This window comes from Psychrobacillus sp. FSL K6-2843, assembly GCF_038626375.1.
GTDB lineage: Bacteria > Bacillota > Bacilli > Bacillales_A > Planococcaceae > Psychrobacillus > Psychrobacillus faecigallinarum.
Genome location: NZ_CP152021.1, coordinates 3649963 through 3664769 on the forward strand (window position 1 = coordinate 3649963; position 14807 = coordinate 3664769).

The 14807-nt window shown below is 36.6% G+C and carries 13 protein-coding genes; 8 read left to right on the plus strand and 5 right to left on the minus strand.

Going from position 1 to position 14807, the window contains the following annotated elements:
- The first annotated feature begins 36 nt into the window (after window positions 1-36).
- The 8 genes from MKY94_RS18515 to MKY94_RS18550 all read left to right on the plus strand — a co-directional run bounded on the left by MKY94_RS18515 (window position 37) and on the right by MKY94_RS18550 (window position 8362).
- Window positions 37-564, plus strand: coding sequence for a YceI family protein (locus MKY94_RS18515; RefSeq protein WP_151112447.1), 528 nt, complete (start codon window positions 37-39; stop codon window positions 562-564).
- Window positions 565-748: 184 nt separating this feature from the next.
- Window positions 749-1936, plus strand: coding sequence for a hypothetical protein (locus MKY94_RS18520; RefSeq protein ID WP_151112445.1), 1188 nt, complete (start codon window positions 749-751; stop codon window positions 1934-1936).
- Between the two features lie 11 nt (window positions 1937-1947).
- A complete protein-coding gene (locus tag MKY94_RS18525) occupies window positions 1948-3195 on the plus strand; it encodes a Zn-dependent hydrolase (RefSeq protein WP_151112444.1) in 1248 nt (415 codons plus the stop codon).
- The gene (locus tag MKY94_RS18530) at window positions 3176-4348 is read left to right on the plus strand and encodes an amidohydrolase (RefSeq protein WP_154312193.1); all 1173 of its coding nucleotides are present in this window, start codon (window positions 3176-3178) and stop codon (window positions 4346-4348) included. The genes MKY94_RS18525 and MKY94_RS18530 overlap by 20 nt, the downstream gene beginning before the upstream one ends.
- Before the next feature lie 140 nt (window positions 4349-4488).
- A complete protein-coding gene (locus tag MKY94_RS18535) occupies window positions 4489-4779 on the plus strand; it encodes a hypothetical protein (RefSeq protein WP_151112440.1) in 291 nt (96 codons plus the stop codon).
- Between the two features lie 70 nt (window positions 4780-4849).
- Window positions 4850-6571, plus strand: coding sequence for an ABC transporter ATP-binding protein (locus MKY94_RS18540; RefSeq protein WP_154312192.1), 1722 nt, complete (start codon window positions 4850-4852; stop codon window positions 6569-6571).
- A gap of 376 nt (window positions 6572-6947) precedes the next feature.
- Window positions 6948-8237: a helix-turn-helix domain-containing protein gene (locus tag MKY94_RS18545; protein ID WP_154312191.1), complete on the plus strand. Its 1290-nt coding sequence runs from the start codon at window positions 6948-6950 to the stop codon at window positions 8235-8237.
- Window positions 8234-8362 carry a hypothetical protein gene (locus tag MKY94_RS18550; protein WP_267873933.1) on the plus strand — a complete coding sequence of 43 codons (129 nt, stop codon included), beginning with the start codon at window positions 8234-8236 and terminating at the stop codon, window positions 8360-8362. Before MKY94_RS18545 ends, MKY94_RS18550 begins: the two co-directional genes overlap by 4 nt.
- A gap of 54 nt (window positions 8363-8416) precedes the next feature.
- Here MKY94_RS18550 and MKY94_RS18555 read toward each other — a convergent pair whose 3' ends face one another.
- The 5 genes from MKY94_RS18555 to MKY94_RS18575 form a co-directional block, all read right to left on the minus strand.
- Window positions 8417-8731, minus strand: a complete 315-nt coding sequence (locus MKY94_RS18555; protein ID WP_144539510.1) for a DUF4288 domain-containing protein — start codon at window positions 8729-8731, stop codon at window positions 8417-8419.
- A 267-nt stretch (window positions 8732-8998) separates the two neighbouring features.
- Window positions 8999-10780: an ABC transporter ATP-binding protein gene (locus MKY94_RS18560; RefSeq protein WP_342578702.1), complete on the minus strand. Its 1782-nt coding sequence runs from the start codon at window positions 10778-10780 to the stop codon at window positions 8999-9001.
- A gap of 25 nt (window positions 10781-10805) precedes the next feature.
- Window positions 10806-12548 (minus strand): ABC transporter ATP-binding protein, encoded by a 1743-nt coding sequence (locus MKY94_RS18565; protein ID WP_191697887.1) that lies wholly within the window; start codon window positions 12546-12548, stop codon window positions 10806-10808.
- A complete protein-coding gene (locus MKY94_RS18570; protein ID WP_340863841.1) occupies window positions 12545-13024 on the minus strand; it encodes a PadR family transcriptional regulator in 480 nt (159 codons plus the stop codon). Before MKY94_RS18570 ends, MKY94_RS18565 begins: the two co-directional genes overlap by 4 nt.
- Before the next feature lie 148 nt (window positions 13025-13172).
- On the minus strand, window positions 13173-14699 hold the full coding sequence (locus MKY94_RS18575; RefSeq protein ID WP_342577568.1) for an FAD-dependent oxidoreductase: 1527 nt from the start codon (window positions 14697-14699) through the stop codon (window positions 13173-13175).
- Window positions 14700-14807 lie beyond the last annotated feature (108 nt).

Consider the following 14807-nt stretch of genomic DNA (forward strand, 5'->3'; position numbering starts at 1 on the left):
GGAGCCATAAAAATAGATTTATAGGAGGAAATGAAAATGACAAAATTTAACTTGGACGCAGCACATTCTAGTATCGATTTTTCTGTAAAACACATGATGGTTTCTAAGGTAAAAGGAAGCTTTACTAACTTCACTGCTGATTTAGAAGGAACTGCTGAAGACTTAACAGGTGCAGAAATTAATTTTAATATTGACGTTAATTCCATTAATACTAATCATGAGGATCGTGATAATCATTTACGATCAGAAGATTTCTTCGATGCTGAAAAGTATCCAAATATTAAATTTGTAGCAACAGATATTAAAACTACTGACGTAGGCGAATACGATGTAACAGGTGACATTACGATTAAAGACGTAACTAAGCCAGTTACATTCGAGGTTGAGTATGGTGGTAAAGGCAAAAATCCTTGGGGGCAAGAAGTAGTTGCTTTCTCGGCAGAGACTAAGATAAACCGCAAAGACTTTGGCTTAGTTTGGAACCAAGCACTTGAAACAGGCGGCGTATTAGTTGGAGAAGATATTAAAATTACAGTAGAGTTAGAACTGAATCCTGCTGAATAAAAAAATTTATGAAAAAGGGCATTCCATAAGAAATGGAAATGCCTTTTTTTATATTTCTCAATGAAAACACTTACATAATTTTATTAATAAATTAATTATTCTGAAATATATTATATACTTTATTCCGATAAAGTTTTATGTTAATGTATTGATTATTCTTTATTGTCAGAAAGGACGGAAAATTATGCCGCAAATGCTTGCTTTAGTTATAGTTATTGCTATTTTATTTATTGGAGAATTGGTCTCCACTCGAACAAAGGCCTGGATCCCCTCTGTTTTTGTTTCAGCCGTCCTTTTCATCATTGGCTATTGGACCTTTTTCCCTAAGGAAATCGTATCTATAGCAGGAGTACCACCTGTAGTTGCAACTATGATGATTTACCTGCTAATCACTAATATGGGAACACTTCTTTCTCTTCAACAGCTAAAGGAACAATGGAAAACTATTTTAATATCATTAGCTGGTATTTTAGGTATAATTGTCGCTCTATTCACGATTGGAATTCTATTGTTTGATTTTGAAACTGTTGTGGTAGCTATCCCTCCATTAGTTGGTGGCGTTGTATCTGCATTAATCATGTCAGAAGGTGCGGCAAATGCAGGACTTACAACTTTGTCTGTATTTGCAATCGTTATCTACGTTATGCAGGGATTTGCAGGGTATCCCCTCACCTCAATTGTTCTCAAAAAAGAAGGAAAGGATCTACTTAACAAGTTCCGTCAAGGAAAATTAACTATTGCTGGGCAACTAGAAAATTCAACTGAGGATTCAAAAGAAGAACTTAAAATGTTTAAAAATTTACCTACCAAATACAATTCAGATTACTTCAAGCTATTTAGATTAGCGTTTGTCGGGTTCCTTGCATATGGAGTTTCTACTCTTTTAAATCCTATTGTAGAAATTAGTCCCTTTGTTCTCTGCTTATTATTTGGCATTATTGCTGGAAGTGTCGGATTCTTAGAACGTAACGTACTTCAAAAGGCAAATAGCTTTGGTATTTGTATTCTTGTTTTAATGCTATTTGTTTTCGATGCTTTAAAAAATGCTACACCTTCCATGATCATGGAAATTCTTTATCCTTTGGTGGGGACAATCGTTCTAGGTGTAATTGGAATGTACATATTCTCCTTTATCATCGGGAAAATTTTAAAGGTAAGCAAAAACATGGCATTTGCTGTTTCTTTAACTGCTTTATACGGTTTCCCTGCTGATTACATCATTACAAATGAAGTTATAAAGGCTTTAACAGAGGACGAGAAGGAAAGGGAAGTTTTAACTAGTCACATGCTTCCTCCAATGCTAGTAGGAGGATTCATCAGTGTAACTGTTGTATCTGTTATTCTAGCTGGTATTTTCGTAGGATTTTTATAAGGAGTGATAGAATGATAGCCAATCAGCAAAGAATTGAACAGCATATTAACCTATTAAGTGAATATACAGCAACTCCAGGAGCTGGAGTGACTAGACTTACATATTCAAAGGATGACTTAGATGCTAGAAACTATATTAAAGATAAAATGAAAGAATATAACCTCTCTGTATCGGAGGATGGCTTAGGTAACATATTTGGTAAATTAGTAGGCTCTAACCCTGAAGCCCCCTCTGTTTTAGTTGGCTCTCATTTCGACTCCGTGCCAAACGGAGGGGCTTATGACGGAGCTGCTGGTGTAATAGTAGGATTAGAGGTCGCAGCTCTTTATCAGGAACAGCAAATCCAACCAGTTAACTCGCTTGAGATTATTGCCATGGTTGAGGAGGAAGGAACTCGCTATGGTGGAGGATTAATGGGCTCGAGGGGAATGATGGGATTATTGTCAGAGGAAGATTTTCAAGCCCTCGTTGATAAAGACGGTATTTCTATAAAAGAAGCTATGACTAGTATTGGCTTGGATTGTACAAAGGAAAAATACCGTGACCCAAAATCAATTAAAGCCTTCTTGGAACTACATATTGAGCAAGGCCCTATTCTGGAGGAAAAAAATATATCCATTGGAGTAGTTGATGCAGTCGTGGGGCTGACCCAGCTAGAAGTCACTGTCCAAGGCATGGCCGGCCATGCAGGTACTACCCCTATGGACAGAAGGGCAGATGCATTAGTAATAGCAGCCGAAATAATATCAACATTTCCAAAGCTAGCTGAGGAAATTGGACATGGAACAGTTATTACAACAGGTCAGCTAGAAGTTTTCCCTAACGGTTCCAATGTGATTCCAAACAAAGTGATTTTTTCAGTAGACATTCGTTCTGGAGATGAAAAAAATGTTCAGTACTCGATTAGTAAAGTGAGGCAACTGATTGAATCTAAGACCACCCCAACCATACGAACTACTATAGAGCAGTTGCTTTATACTACTCCAAAAATGATGGACGAAAATATTGGTACTATTTTAACTGAAACCTGCGAGAAACTTGACATTCCCTATTGTCATATCAACAGTGGTGCAGGACATGATGCTATGATTTTCTCCGATTACACAGCTTGTGGAATGATTTTCATCCCTAGCAGAGATGGATTAAGCCATTGCCCAGAGGAATGGTCCGATGTAAACGATCTTGCTAAAGGGGCAACTATTTTATATGAAACAGCATTACGACTAACGGAGGGACAGCATGATAAACAATCAAATTAAAGAATCTATAAAAAACAATAGTAAGGAACTAGTCCAATTACGCAGAACATTGCATAGTGAGCCTGAATTATCTTTTGAAGAGTTTAAAACGACGGAATTTGTTTGTGATTATTTAGAAAAACTAGGAATCTCCTATCGAAAAACCAATCCGACTGGTGTTATAGCAGAGATTAAAGGAAATCCCGCTGGAAAGACAGTGGCTCTTCGAGGTGACATGGATGCATTATCCATCCAGCAGCTAAATGATGTCCCTTACGCTTCTAAGACAGATGGAAAAATGCATGCTTGTGGACACGATGCTCATACGTCCATGCTATTAATCGCTGCCAAGGCTTTATCAGAGGTGAAGGATCAGCTGCCAGGAAATGTTCGGTTATTTTTTCAACCTGCCGAAGAGGTCGCTCAGGGTGCTAAAGCTATGGTAGCACAGGGTGCTATGGAAGGCGTGGACAATGTTTTCGGTATACATATCTGGTCACAAATGCCGACGAACAAAGTATCCTGCACACCTGGCCCTTCGTTTGCAGCAGCAGATCTTTTCACAGTTAAATTTAAAGGACGCGGTGGACATGGGGCGATACCTGAGGCATGTATTGATGCTGCTCTTGTAGCTTCTTCCTTTGTGATGAATGTTCAGACAGTCGTATCGCGGACAATCGACCCGCAAAGCCCGGCAGTACTAACAATTGGAAAGATGGTGGTTGGTACGAGGTTCAATGTAATTGCAGAAAATGCAGAGATTGAGGGAACTGTTCGTACCTTCCATCCCGAAACTCGTGATTTTATTGAAAAATCCCTTACCCAGTATGCTGAAAACGTGGCGGCTATTTACGGAGCGACAGCAGAGGTAGAATACACACGTGGAACTGATGCGGTAGATAACGAGGAAGAAAGCGCAAAACTTGTTCAACAGGTTGCGGCTGAAGCATTTGGCCCTGATTCAGTTTATAACGAAAAGCCTACTATGGGCGGAGAGGATTTCTCAGCATTTTTAACTAAGGCACCTGGAAGCTTTGCCCTTGTAGGAAGTGGAAATCCAGAAAAGGATACAGAATGGGCCCACCACCACGGAAACTTTAATATCGATGAGGATGCACTTGCAACAGGAGCAGAGCTTTATGCTCAATACGCTTGGGCCTACCTAAATAAATAGAAAATCTTGAAAAGCTATTCTAATGGTCGATACACACCTAATAGAATAGCTTTTCCTTTTTTTGAAATTACTTTACTAATTGGAAACTATTTTCTTTATTTTTCGTATATACTAGGGAAAAAGAAATAGGAGGAAATAACATGGAAGACTTTTTTGGACTTTTTATTGGATTCGTTGCTGTAGTGATGGTTTTTTCAATCCCTTTAACCGCAATTTGGACAACCCATTTACGCAAAATGCAATCTATGAAATCTAAAGTAATCAAGGACGAAATTGAATTAGAAAAATTAAGATATGACAATTTCCTATTAGAAACGGAAAAAATGCGATTAGAATTGCAAAACAAACAAGCTAGTCTATTAGAAATGTCTGCAGATCCGCTAGTTGTAGAACTACAAAAGAGACCTAAAGCAGAGACTAAGGCATTATAAGTATCGTGCAACTCACTGTTTGCACGATTTTTTTCTTTAAAAATTTACAAAGAAGAAAGGAGTGTTTAGGATGTCCTCATCCACTAAAAACTTTTTTCAATTACTGAAGAGTTTAAAATGGCCAATCAAAATGGCTATTTTAGCAATAGTCCTTTCCTTATTGAGCACTGTCATTAGTCTAGTTGTACCTTTAGTAACTAAAACCTTGGTTGATTCTTTGACCTCTGCTTCCTTCAACTGGACACTTATTCTCATATTATTGGGTGTATTTATATTGCAGGCGGTATTCGGAGGGTTCTCCTATTATCTCTTAGCTTACATTGGTGAGTTTGTAGTTGCTGATTTAAGAAGGAAACTGTGGAGTAAGGTTCTCCATCTACCCGTCCCCTATTATGATCGCCATGAAAGCGGCGAGACAATGAGTCGTATCACACAGGACACGACCACATTAAAATCATTGGTTACCGACCATTTAGTAAATTTTGTGTCAGGCATAATAACGATAATTGGTTCAGTTATTATTTTATTTTTCATCGATTGGAAAATGACACTGATTATGCTGATTAGCGTACCATTAAGCATGGCAATTATGATTCCTCTTGGCTCCAAGATGCATAAGGTAGCTAAGGCTACTCAAAAAGAAATGGCCTCTTTTTCTGGATTGCTTGGCAGAGTACTTTCTGAGATAAGACTCGTCAAATCATATCGTGCAGAACGTACCGAAACAACTAGTGGCGGAGAAGCCATTCATAGCTTATATCGATTCGGTTTAAAGGAAGCAAAAATCCAGGCATTCATATCCCCTTTAATGACACTTATAATGATGGGAATTTTAGTAGTCATATTAGGCTATGGAGGCTTACAGGTCTCTAATGGCAATCTCTCCGCTGGAGATCTTGTTGCTATTATCTTCTATCTTGTACAAATTATATTTCCTTTTGCTCAAATGGCCACTTTCTTTACCTCCTTTCAGAAGGCGGTTGGAGCAACAGAACGTATTCAAGAGATATTTAAGATGGACAGTGAGCCTATTGAACAAGAGGCAAACAAACCATTGGAGGATGGTGTTATAACATTCCTAGATGTTCATTTTTCGTATGGAGAAGACAAAAAAGTCATTAACGGAGTTTCGTTTGAAGCTAAACCAGGTACAGTTACCGCCTTTGTAGGTCCAAGTGGTGGAGGTAAAACAACTATATTTTCTTTACTTGAAAGGTTTTATGAGCCAAACGATGGTGTTATCTATTTTAACAACTCTCCTATCCAAGAACTTTCTTTAAGAGATTGGCGTTCGAAGATGGCTTACGTATCACAGGAGAGTCCTTTAATGAGTGGAACGATTTTGTCCAATATGACTTATGGAATGACCGATATTCCCTCCATGGAAAAAATTAAAGCTGCAGCAGAATCGGCAAATGCCTCTTCCTTTATCGAAGAGTTACCAGACAAATACGATACATTGGTAGGCGAACGAGGTATGAAGCTTTCAGGAGGACAAAGACAACGAATTGCTATTGCGAGAGCCCTTTTACATGATCCTAAGATACTACTGTTGGATGAGGCTACCTCAAACTTAGATAGTGGATCAGAAACTTTTGTTCAAGAAGCTTTAGAACGGCTGATGAAAGGTCGCACCACTCTAATCATCGCTCACCGTTTAGCTACTATTATCCATGCAGATCAAATATTCTTCTTAGAACAAGGGAAAATTACAGGCAAAGGTACACACGAGGAATTAATAAATCACCATGAATTGTATAGAGAATTCACTCAAGGGCAAGGGTTGTCTTGATAATCATATAAACACATTATTCACCATCAGTAATATTTTTAGTAGATTGTGAATAAGATTACTTAACCCTCAAAATTCACCTAAAAAAACACAATCACAATGTAAATATTTTACTTTGAAGTTTCTAAACTACTATCTTAGTCAATAAACACTGTAGTAAAATTAATTCAATTTAAATCCAATTAATAACAAAATTTAAAAGAAACATAACTATTTTAAGAAAGTGAACGAAGAAAACCTCACTTTTTTGACCTATTTCGCTGTTCACTTTCATAATAATTCAATTCTATACTTTTTTCAGTTTTTTTATGCTATCTTTATTATAGTATCTGATTTTGTTTCCTATTAAGATCCTACTCGAGGGGGGTTGAATTAGGTGAATATAGGGCAGCTAATCAAATTAGAACGCCAAAGACAAAATATGAAGCAGGAGTATTTAGCTTCAGGTATTTGCGTTCCTTCTTACTTAAGTAGAATAGAAAATGGGTTAGTTATCCCTAGTGAGGATATACAGCAACACTTATTAAAACGATTAAACGTGCCTTTAGATGCATTAAATAATGATGGTGATGAAGCAAAATTATCGTACTTCAAAGCCTTTTTCAAAACCGTTATTAACTCTCGAAATAAATTAAAAGCCAATAGTCTGTTTCAAGATATTCGGACATACATAGAGGAACATCCCTTTGAACCCAAAAGGCTAACACTTCTATTAATGGAAACAAGACTAATGCTTATGCTTCCAAACTACTTGAATCAAGTACAAGCTAATGTAATAATACTTGAAGAATTTAAAAAAGAAATGGATACTGAACAGCTTTTTTACTTTTTCTCTATTCAAGGAATAATAGCATATCAAAATAATCAATTTCGAGAAGCGTCGGAACTATTAACACAAATTTTCACGCTTATTAAAAGTTATCGGATGGAAGATTGGGAAATGGCTGAATTATACTATATATCTAGTTTAGCCGTATTATCAGAATCAAGGTATATTTTAGCTATCGATTACGTTAAATCTGCATTATCCTATTTTAATCAAGAAATATTAATTGAACGTTCAATTGAATGTCTGATAATTTTAGGAATTGCTCAAAAACATACAGGTGTTATAAATGAATCGGTTTTAACCTTTGAAAAAGCTAAGGACATTAGCTCTAAAATTGAGTCTTCAAAATTTAAAAGAAAAATAGAACATAATTTGGGAGCTTGTCACTCACTTCTTAAAAATCACGAGCAAGCTTTATTACATTTTCAAAATAGCTTAAGTGAAAATACTAATCCTGAGGAAAATTTATTAACTATCCTAAATATTCTCAAGGAATACCATAAAATTTCTGATATAGAGAATGCCATAGTGTGGCTTAATAGAGGCTTTAAACTATTAAATCTACTTCCAGAAAAAACCAGAACATTTTATTCAAGCCATTTGGAAGTATATCAAGCAATACTTTTAGATAAACATGATTTACTTAGCACTTTCAAAAAAATATTGAAGTATTTCGAATTAAAACAAGAGTATAAGTATTGCTCCGTTTATTCTTATGTTTTAGCTCAAAAGCTAGCAGAAGAGAAACAGTATAAACAAGCGACTATTTATTTCGATTTAGGTTTTAAATATTATTTAAAACAGTTAAATATTACAAGCTGGGAGGAATTATTATGAAAAAATTATTAGTTGGGGTACTTTTTTTAGCCGGATTATTTTTAGCAGTGGATCAAACAATTGAATATGCATATGATGCAAAACCAGAAATCACTTCAATCAAACCTGGATTTAAGGCACTATAATATAACTTAAAGGACCCCAGTTCTCTGAACTGGGGTCCTTTTTTGATAATCTATTCAATATGTTCTATCTAATTGTACTGCTTCGTCTAAAATAATATGGTGGCTGTAGACTTCCGCAAATTCTAATGATTCTTCGATTTTATCAACCATTTCGAAAACATCAAGAATCATCACTAATTTTATTACTGTCTTTTCTCCAAAGGCATTGGTATAAGTGACGTCTTTAAAATGTTCCTTTACTAAACGATCTACATCTTCGAATCGAGGTGCTCGAACGATGTTTATCGTTTCTTCAAATGTTTTATTAGGCATAGATTCAGGCGAGGAAATATGTTCAAATAATAGTTTGACTGAAAACGTTCTCTCCATTTTTTTCACCTCTATTCCTTTTTTTTTCTTATCTTAATTATTGTATATTTTTATGTTAAAAGCCATATCTTTAAGTTGTGAAAGTACCTTCTGAAAATAGCACTTAAACGTGAAAAATTATCACTACTTTCATACTAATATTCTTTTATTTTTTTATATAATTCGACTTATATTTTACTTTACCACCCTAAAGTTGCTAGTACTAAATTACTTTTATTTAAAAAAAGTCCCCTGAGGCCATTGACAATCCCCAGAGAACTTTTCCTTTTATATATTAAATTGACTTTCATATAGCTCAAAATAAAAGCCTTTTTTCAGCAATAATTCCTGGTGAGTCCCTGATTCAATAAGCTCACCTTGATGAATTACTAAGATTCTGTCTGCATATTCAATTGTTTTTAGCCTATGCGCAATGACAAAGCTAGTTCGTCCTTCTGATAATCTATTTAGTCCACGTTGTATTTCAATCTCTGTTTTCGTATCTATACTAGAAGTAGCCTCATCTAATATTAGTATATCGGAATCAGCCAAAATCACTCGAGCGATAGCCAGTAGCTGTCTTTGGCCTTGGCTTAAGCTCGATCCACCTGATGTAATGAGTGTTTCATACTGATCCGGCAAATGCTTGATAAACCCATGTGCTGATGCTAGCTTAGCAGCCTCAACTACTTCGTCATCAGAAGCATCTAATCGCCCATATCGGATATTCTCCATAATCGTACCTGAAAACAAGAATGTATCCTGAAGCACAATTCCGATTTTTTCACGTAGCTTGTTAACTTTATAGTCTTGTATATCAATTCCATCTATCTCAATTTTTCCAGAATCAATATCGTAAAAGCGCATTAGTAAATTTATAATGGTTGTTTTACCAGAACCAGTCGGACCAACTAGCGCAATCTTCTCTCCTGCTTTTGCTTGGAAGCTAATGTTCCTTAAGATAGTTTCTCCCTTTTCATAGGAGAAATTCACATGAGAAAATTCTACAGTACCTTTCAAAGATTCTATTTCTATGGCATTTGTCTTATCCACCATGTCTGGGGATTCATCCATGATCTCAAATACCCTCTCTGCCCCAGCAATTGCGGATTGAAAAGTATTTAGTAAGTTAGATAATTGGTTAATCGGACGGAAGAACTGTCGGGAATAGGTAACAAAAGCTGCAATGATCCCAACGGTAGCCATTTCCTGAACAGTCATAAGCGCACCAACCCCAATAATAAGGGCCAACCCAAGATTATTTATAAAGTTATTAATAGGCCCAAGAAAACCTGATACTGTATCCGCAGCCATTGCTGATCCTCTCAAACGCTCATTCACTAAGGAAAATTTATTAAATGTATTTTCTTCTTGACCAAACAGGGTAATTACCTCATTACCTGAAATTGACTCCTCGATGAAACCATTTAACTCTCCTAAATCACGCTGTCTCTTAATGAAGTTACTACTGCTATATTTTATTATTTTCTTCGTTGTAAATATGATAAGCGGTATGATTAGTAGTGCTACTATAGCTAATAACCAGTTCAAAGCAAACATAGCAATCGTAACGCCGGCTACCATCAGAACAGATGAAAATATTTGAATAACGCTTTGACTCAATGCATTATTAAGACTCTCTATATCATTCGTGACTCGACTCATGAGATCTCCATGTGTCCGTTTATCAAAAAAGCGCAATGATAACGTTTGGAACTTGTTAAACAAATCTTGTCGAAGTGTTTGAATAGTTTTTAGCGATACACGTACCATTAAAAATGTTTGGAGCCATGTGAAAACGGAAGAAGCAATGTATACTATTCCTAAAAATATTAAGAATCGAATAGTGCCATCTAAATCCTTTGGAATAATATAATCATCGATAATTACCCCTATCAAATATGGGGCCAGCAAATTCAGCAAGGTCGAAATAATGACAAGGCCACTGGCTGCTATCAATGCTATTTTTTGCTTTTCCATATAGCGCCATATTCGTTTGATCGTACCCTTGCTATCCTTTGCTTTAACAACTGGTCCTCCGAATCCTCTCGGCCCTCTCGCTCGGCCCATGGCATTTGGTGGTGGAGTAGATGCTTTATTCATCTGATAGAACCCCCTTCCCACTTTGTGTCTCATAAATATCTCTATACACCTGGCTCGTTTGAAGAAGCTCTTCATGCGTACCAGCTGCTTCAATCATTCCATCATCTATCACTAGTATTTGGTCGGCATCCATAATGGAAGATACCTTTGAAGAAATGATAAAAACTGTTGTTTCTCCATAGTGATCTCTTAACGTTTTTTGAATAGCAGCTTCCGATAATGCATCTACAGCTGAAGTTGAATCATCAAAAACAAGTATTTTAGGATGGCGGATGAATGCTCGAGCCATAGAAAGACGCTGTTTTTGCCCACCAGATAGATTGGTTGCACCCTGCATGAGTTCATGATTGAATCCTTTATCCAATCTCTCGATAAACTCATATGCTGCCGCTGAACGAGCAGCTAACTCCATTTCATCTGGATTTGCATTTTCTTTCCCATAGCTTAAATTTTCCTCAATCGTACCAGAGAACAAGGTTGCCTTTTGAGGAACAAAACCTATTAAAGTTCGCAATTCCTCCAACGAGTAATCCTTTAAATCTTTTCCACTTATTCGAATGGTACCCGTGTCTGGATCATATAACCGGGATATAAGTTTTACTAATGTAGACTTACCACTTCCTGTTGAACCAATAATACCGATTGTATCTCCAGCGCCAGCATAGAAGGAAATGTTTTTTAAGACATACTCTCCATTTTTACTATAGCTAAAGTTAACTTGGTCAAATTCTACCGAACCCTTTATGTCGCTAGTATGTATTGGATTTACTGGTTCTTGAATATCTACTACCGTTTCTAACACTTGTTGAATACGATTAGCAGAAGTAAAGGAACGGGTGATTTGCATTAATACATGGCTACTAGATATAAGGCCATTCATAATAATGTTAAGGTAATTGATAAAAGCAAGTATGACCCCAACCTGCATAGTCCCTTCATCGACTTTTATAGCACCCATCCACATACCAAAAACGACCCCAACATTAACTACAAATAACATTACGGGCATAAGGGATAGAATGACTTGTTCCGCCGCCATGTTTCTTTTTGTTAAAGTGTCATTAACATCCTTAAAGGAATCCATTTCATAATTCTTCCGATTGAATGCCTTAATTACTCGAATTCCAGAGAAGGTCTCCTGTAGCTTAGTATTCACCTTATCCATAGCTTTTTGGACCTTTACGAAGAGCTTTCCAGTTTTAGAAGAAAAGAAATAAATGAATGCCATCAAAATAGGAATGGTTACAAGTAAGACCGGGAATAACTCTCTTGCTGTGACCCATACGATAATAACGGAGCCTATGAACAAAAGTGGGCCCCTTACAAATACGCGAAGTGTCATCATTAAAGCTTGTTGGACAGAAGTGACATCATTTGTCACAATCGTGATTAACTTTCCTGCCCCATATGTGTCAGTATTTCTGCTAGAAAACTGCTGTGTTTTTCGAAAAACATCTCTTCGAATATCTGCAGCAAAATTGACTGCAGCCTTAGAGCTATAAACCGTACACCCAGCTCCACCTATTAAACCTACAAATGCAGTGACGAGCATCAATAATCCCATCTGGATAACATAAGCATTGTCACTCTGTGCAATCCCGTTATCAATGATATGCTGCATAATTGTAGGTTGAAGTAAGTCCATTGCCACTTCTATACACATTAGGAGAGGGGCTAATATGGCAAAAAGAGTATATGGCTTTAAATATTGAAGTAGCTTTTGTAGAGACTTCATGTTTCCTCTCCTTTCTTTTGTATTTCTTTTTGTAATTGTTTTGTCGTATCTTGAATAAATTCAATAAGCCTGGAAGTACTATCTTTATCCTTCCTTGAGGCTTTAATCGCCTTTCTTAGTTCATTTTCCCATTGATCGATCACTTCTTTTAGTTGGGTTGCTTCCTCTGAATTTTGCCATTCCCATCTAGCCTTCCAGTCTTCCCAAAAATCACTCTTTTTTTTATTGGAATGTTCGGTTAGGCGAGTTCTGCCTCTGACCCCTAGAGAATATATCTTCTTACCTGTATCAGGTAGTAACTCAATCATTTCCTGCTCCATCAACTCCTGTAATGCAGGATAGACTGTTCCGGCACTTGCCGAATAAAAGCCACCAGAGCGATATTCTAATTCCTTCATTATTTGATATCCATGCTTCGGCTCTTCATCAAGCAAATGAAGGATAGCCAGCTGCACGAAACCTCTTCTCCTTTTCATATCATTCACACCCTTCATGTATATCGATAATTTTAATCGATATACTTTAGGAAGACAATAGGTGAAAATTAAAAAGACAAAAAAAGCCGAGAAAGTATGGTTCCTCTTTCTCGACTTTTAAGCTAGTTTCCGACGCTCTTAGAAACAGCTAATTTAATTTTTCTAATGGTTCAAACGCAGGTCCCTCTAACACTTCACCCTTGTAATTAAAACGGGAACCATGACATGGACAATCCCACGAGCTTTCTGCATTGTTAAAAGCTACATCACATCCCATGTGTGTACATACAGGCTTTACTAAATACACTTTTCCATCCTGGTCCTTGTAGGCTCCTACCTTTTTCCCGTCTACTTTTACAATATCTCCTGTGCCTTCTTTTAAATCCTCTAGCTGAAGATCTACTTTTTCTGTCTTGCCTTTAACAAACTCCTTCGCTACACTAGCGTTGGCTTTTGTAAATTTAGTAATATCTTCTTTTTTCATTTTAGATCTTGTAGGTGAAAAAAATTCTGAGAACCCATTTTCTTTCGATAATACGTTATCTACCATAATTTTAGCGGCGACTATACTATTAGTCATTCCCCATTTGCGATATCCTGTTGCAACTAATACATTTGGCTTGCTTGAAGTCATTGCACCTATATATGGAACCTTGTCTAATGACTCCAAATCCTGTGCAGACCATCGATAATTGTACTGTTCAAAATTAAATTTTTCACGTCCGAAAGCTGCTAATGCCTCATAGTTCGCAGTGGTGTCTCCCTCATTTCTACCGGTTACGTGACCTTCACCTCCTAAAAGAATATATCTTCTACCGTCAGAACCAAGCGTAGAGCGTATCGATCTAGTTGGTTGTTCTACGTTAATGTACATCCCTTTTGGAAACTTTTTATCGGCAGGAGCAGCTACTACGTAGGATCTATTTGATTCTAAACGTGTAAAATACAAACCGTTTTCATCATTAAAAGGAAAGTGACTGCAAACGAGAATTTTTTTCGCCTTAATCTTGTGACCATCAACCGTTTCTACTACATTTTCTAAATTAAGGTCTTTGGCTCGTGTCTCCTCAAAAAAATGGACACCATTCTCGATAGAAAAGTCCACTAATGCCTTTGCAAACTTTACTGGATGAAATTGCCCTTGATTTTCTAGTTTGAGGGCTTCCTTTACTTCATAAGGAAGCTCTGTTTCTTTTGTTAATGAAGCAGGACCAATCCCTATCTTCTGATAGGCATCCATTTCTTTTCTTACAATTTCTACCCCTTTTTCGGTATCCGCATATATGTAAGCAGGTACTTTTTCATAATCACATTTAATATTTAAATCGGAAACAGTTTGTTCTATGAAATTAAGTGCCTCATTTTGTGCAGTATAATATAGTCGTGCTTTCTCAACATCAAAAGTATCAAGAAGCTGTTGATAAACATGTCCATGCTGGGTTGTTACCTTAGCGGTAGTAAAACCTGTTGTACCATTTAAAATTTTACTTCCCTCAATAACAGCTACTGATTTTCCACTCTTGCTTAATAGATATGCTGCTGTTATTCCTGTTAAACCTGCTCCCACAATCAGCACATCAACTTCTATATTTTCATTTAGTTTTGGAAAAAACGAAAGATCATTGGTAGATAGCCAATAGGACTCTGAGTTCCCGGGTAAAATTGTTTTTGTCATCATTTTTCCTCCTTTTTACTAGTTTCTATCTATTCTGCAAACTTTATTCAACTAAAACGAATAAAATGGAAAGAGATGTTTATTTAGTTGTTTTTTATACTGCTTGTA

What these genes read in the sequence shown, in the direction of transcription:
- MKY94_RS18535 (WP_151112440.1), top strand. Translation starts at nt 4,489, where the DNA reads ATGGAAGACTTTTTTGGACTTTTTATTGGATTCGTTGCTGTAGTGATG.
- MKY94_RS18565 (WP_191697887.1), bottom strand. Translation starts at nt 12,548, where the DNA reads ATGAAGTCTCTACAAAAGCTACTTCAATATTTAAAGCCATATACTCTT.
- MKY94_RS18555 (WP_144539510.1), bottom strand. Translation starts at nt 8,731, where the DNA reads ATGGAGAGAACGTTTTCAGTCAAACTATTATTTGAACATATTTCCTCG.
- MKY94_RS18540 (WP_154312192.1), top strand. Translation starts at nt 4,850, where the DNA reads ATGTCCTCATCCACTAAAAACTTTTTTCAATTACTGAAGAGTTTAAAA.
- MKY94_RS18520 (WP_151112445.1), top strand. Translation starts at nt 749, where the DNA reads ATGCCGCAAATGCTTGCTTTAGTTATAGTTATTGCTATTTTATTTATT.
- MKY94_RS18570 (WP_340863841.1), bottom strand. Translation starts at nt 13,024, where the DNA reads ATGAAAAGGAGAAGAGGTTTCGTGCAGCTGGCTATCCTTCATTTGCTT.
- MKY94_RS18575 (WP_342577568.1), bottom strand. Translation starts at nt 14,699, where the DNA reads ATGACAAAAACAATTTTACCCGGGAACTCAGAGTCCTATTGGCTATCT.
- MKY94_RS18550 (WP_267873933.1), top strand. Translation starts at nt 8,234, where the DNA reads ATGAAAAAATTATTAGTTGGGGTACTTTTTTTAGCCGGATTATTTTTA.
- MKY94_RS18560 (WP_342578702.1), bottom strand. Translation starts at nt 10,780, where the DNA reads ATGGGCCGAGCGAGAGGGCCGAGAGGATTCGGAGGACCAGTTGTTAAA.
- MKY94_RS18515 (WP_151112447.1), top strand. Translation starts at nt 37, where the DNA reads ATGACAAAATTTAACTTGGACGCAGCACATTCTAGTATCGATTTTTCT.
- MKY94_RS18525 (WP_151112444.1), top strand. Translation starts at nt 1,948, where the DNA reads ATGATAGCCAATCAGCAAAGAATTGAACAGCATATTAACCTATTAAGT.
- MKY94_RS18530 (WP_154312193.1), top strand. Translation starts at nt 3,176, where the DNA reads ATGATAAACAATCAAATTAAAGAATCTATAAAAAACAATAGTAAGGAA.